Annotated in this window: 3 protein-coding genes; 2 read left to right on the forward strand and 1 reads right to left on the reverse strand. The window is 39.6% G+C overall.

Annotation, left to right across the window (positions count from 1 at the left end; translation table 11 throughout):
* Positions 1–434: 434 nt before the first annotated feature.
* Positions 435–2,114, reverse strand: a complete 1,680-nt coding sequence (locus IM500_RS04845; RefSeq protein ID WP_287737846.1) for a DUF3352 domain-containing protein — start codon at positions 2,112–2,114, stop codon at positions 435–437.
* Positions 2,115–2,396: 282 nt separating this feature from the next.
* On the opposite strand from IM500_RS04845, the gene IM500_RS04850 reads away from it, so the two are divergent.
* Together IM500_RS04850 and IM500_RS04855 are read left to right on the forward strand one after the other, a co-directional pair.
* Positions 2,397–2,939, forward strand: coding sequence for a helix-turn-helix domain-containing protein (locus tag IM500_RS04850; protein ID WP_287737847.1), 543 nt, complete (start codon positions 2,397–2,399; stop codon positions 2,937–2,939).
* Positions 2,940–2,950: 11 nt separating this feature from the next.
* On the forward strand, positions 2,951–3,220 hold the full coding sequence (locus IM500_RS04855; RefSeq protein ID WP_287737848.1) for a transposase: 270 nt from the start codon (positions 2,951–2,953) through the stop codon (positions 3,218–3,220).
* Positions 3,221–3,742 lie beyond the last annotated feature (522 nt).

Here is a 3,742-nt window from a genome sequence, read left to right on the forward strand (position 1 = left end):
CCAGTAGCGTCTTTTCAATTTTTTCTGAGAAGCGACCTGCAGTAAGGGTTTTGTTAATTTTTTAGTATTTCTGTATGGGGGAAGTCCAGTTATATGTCAAGGTTTTTCCAGCAAATTCCGGAACAATTGTGATAGTAGTCATGGTTTAAACAGTAAAGCGAATTTTGCAAGCTCATCCAAAATAATTTGGATTTTCCATACTTGTTATGCACTTTAACATACTAACCGTAGCTTGACTTGAGCAATAATAACTTTTGTCTGTCAAATATTAGCGACGCTTGAGGGAAACCCAACCACACCAATGTCGTCAAGAATGTTGGGTTTCGCTCAAACCATTGAATCGAGAAGTTTTCTCCTAAGTATTAAATCGCTCAACCCAACCTACAAGCTACAAGCTTCTATCTGATAACTGATAACTGATAACTGATAACTGATTAAGACTTCACTCCCAGGTTAAAGAAAATCGTTCCCCGACGCACAGAATTTTCACTGCCTTGGCTGCTAATAGTAAGAGAACGCAGATTATTAAATAAAGGCTTAATCGATAATTCTAACACCCGCACGATCGGGAATTTTGCCTCGATTACCGGTTGCAATTGTCGCCAATCGACGTAAAAATAACCATCATTTTCTGCGGGTAGAGCAGTAATTGCCTGTCGAAACTTACCACTGCTTACAATGGGGTTTTTCTGTGCAGATAAAGCTAAACCCATCGCTTCCACAGAACTAGCGATAATTTCATAATTATCGACCCTAGTATGCACTCCCGTCACGATCGTTTCTAGTTGCGCTTTTCCTCCCGGGACCGCCGTGGTTAACTTTGTCCAAGCTGTCACCGTTCGATCGAGTAAAGGCAGATTAACCACATTATAGCCGCGACTGCGGGCCAACTCATCCAAATGAGAGATCGCACTGTCCACCTCTACCCCCATCACCCGTTCCCCTAGAAAAACACTATCGGGTTCCATCCCCTTTGAACTAGGCACGAGAGCGAGGCTATATTCGCCTCTAACCCAGCTAAAAACGTCTTCAGGCAAATTTAAACCTAAAGGCGACTGGAAGCGGTTTAAGACCTGTGTTATTAATTCCTGTAGGGGACTATCTGCTTCTAACCCCTCCTCTACCTGAGTCCAAAAACGATTTAAATCCCGACTAGCGGCGACTAAAAGGCTATTTTCGCCGATAAAAGATAATGCTCCCACGGGACTAGATAAAATTGGTGCTTGGTCATCCTGTCCTAAGACTCCAATTAAGGCGGTTTGAGCGACTATTCCCCCGGATTTGAGGGTAAAAGCCGTGGCTAATCGTTGTTTTGCTTCGGGACTCTCCGGGACGGGTTGATTAGCTATCCAAGCCGATAACGGGGGTAAATTGCCGTAAACGATAGCTATACGCGGTTCGGTGATATTTTTGAGAGCTTCTCGGTAATCGGGGCTATTTTTTAGGTTTAAATCCGGTACTTGCACGTTATTAAGTGCCTCGCGCAAAACCTTGATATTATTGGCAAAAAGCACCGTATCACCGACGACGGCACTAGCGAGAAAACGATTATTATCTCCTGCGGTCAAGGGACGTTGATAAATGAGGTTAACTCCCTTGTAGAGTTCAAAAACAAGGTCAAATTTGCCCGAAACCGCCTGTTTTGAGTAGGAAGCTTGCAGAAATTCCTTAGCGCGTTCACCATCTTTACTTTGAATTGCCAAAAGATAACCCGGTTGGATACCATTATCGGTATCGCGATCGAAATCTAGGGAAGTAACAGCGAGGGTAATTTCTTCCCCTAACCAGGGTTTGATTTCCTTTTGATAATTTAATCCCGTTTTGCCGAGCAGACTTTTTTCTAAATCCTTAATTTCTTGGTGGGAACGTCGTCGATTAGCCGGTGTAGCGATTAATTGACCAAAAGACTCTAAACGTTCGGGATTGACCAGCAAGGATACCATAACCGGGGCCTGTTTCGGCACAAAAATCGCCGCCGCCGGTTCCCGTAGCACCCCACCTTTGAGCAAAGACAGAGGACTATCGGCGAGAATCCAAGCAAAACTGGCTGTAGCGACTCCTAGTAGAATGATTACCGTCGCACCTAAAAGATAGAAAAACGATCGCAATTTCACAACCTTGTCCCGAGATGAACCATTAGCTATTTTAAGCCAGCAAATGACCCAAGAATTTCGATCGCTACAATTCTTACCGAAAATTTGGGTTTAAAGCCTCCCCCTTCTAGGGGGACTTGGTGATACAATATTAGAGTCTTCAGGTTGCAATGCCGTCGCACATCGTGAAAATTCGGCTGAAACAGTGCAGCACTGTTGAGGGAAAAATAGATATAGCGATCCTAAATTATTTTCAAAAAAGTGATAAGATAATATTGAATGTTTAATTATACCCAATAAAAAATGAATTACACAGGATTGGAGAAGCAAAGCAAGGAACTACAAATCGCTGAATTAGAACTATTTATAAAAAGTGTAATAGATTCAAGAGAAATGAAACGAGCGCTCTCAGTAAAGATGTCCCTCGAAGGTAAAACCTGTGAAGAAATCAGCAAAATACTCTGTGTCAAGCAATCTTTTATATATTACGGTCGAAATATATTTAAAACAAAAGGAATCGAAGGAATTAGAATAGGATATAAAGGATCGATCGGATATTTAACAGATGACCAGACCCATGAGGTAATCGGGTGGTTGAAAGCAAAGAGTTATTGGAACATGGATGAATTAATCGATTATATCAGCCAACATTATAGTGTTATTGACAAATCCCAACAAAGTTATTATCATTTGTTTTCGCTGGCGAAAATAAGTGGTCAAAAATCTCAAAAAAGTAATCCAAAATTCGATCAAGAGTTAGTCGAAAAAAAGAAGAAAGAAATTCAGAAGGTATTGGCTGAAAACAAGGATGAAATCGAATCTGGGGAAATAATAGTATTATTTTAGATGAATGTCACTTGCTGAATGGAGACTTAACTGGATATGTATGGGGAGAAACAGAAAGTAGAGTAGAAGTACCCATTAAAAATGAAAAAGAAAGACAAACATATTTTGGAGCATTGAACTACAAGACTAAGAAGTTTCATATTGAAGGTTACTGTTCGGGAGAGGTCGAATCAACCGTTAAATTTGCAAAACATTTACAAAACGAATATAAAGATAAAAGAATGATTTTTATTTGGGATGGAGCAAGCTATCATAAATTTGGAGAGTTCAAAGAGTTCTGAGAAGAAATAAATAATGGAAAGAAAGCTAATGAATGGCCAATTACTTGTATTTTATTTGCACCGAATGCTCCACAACAGAATCCAGTGGAAGATGTTTGGTTGCAAGGGAAAAACTTTTTAAGAAAATACTGGTATTTATGCAAGTCTTTTAAGATTGTCAAATTTTTATTTGAATTTTGTATTGATGATCATAAATTTGATTTTCCTAAAATTCATCAATACAGTTGTTTTTAAAAAATGATTTAGGATTGCTATATAATGGTCGAAGGGTCAAATTTGAAAAATTTTGCCTCAAACCCTGTCTGCGTAAGGATTTCAGGATTTTGTAGCCAGTAGTTTCTTAGTAGTACATTGCTTTAACTCAGGCTCTGTAAGACTTTTAGCCATAGCTAGTATATTTATACGGGGGAAGTTCAGATATAAGGATCGTAGCTGAAAAAGCCAAACTACGGTTTTCCCTGTGGATGGGGTTTATCAGTTATCAGATTTGAGTTTTCAATTCACTGTTTACTGAACAATGAA

Source organism: Microcystis sp. M179S2, from assembly GCF_020245805.1.
In the GTDB taxonomy this organism is placed as follows: domain Bacteria; phylum Cyanobacteriota; class Cyanobacteriia; order Cyanobacteriales; family Microcystaceae; genus Microcystis; species Microcystis aeruginosa.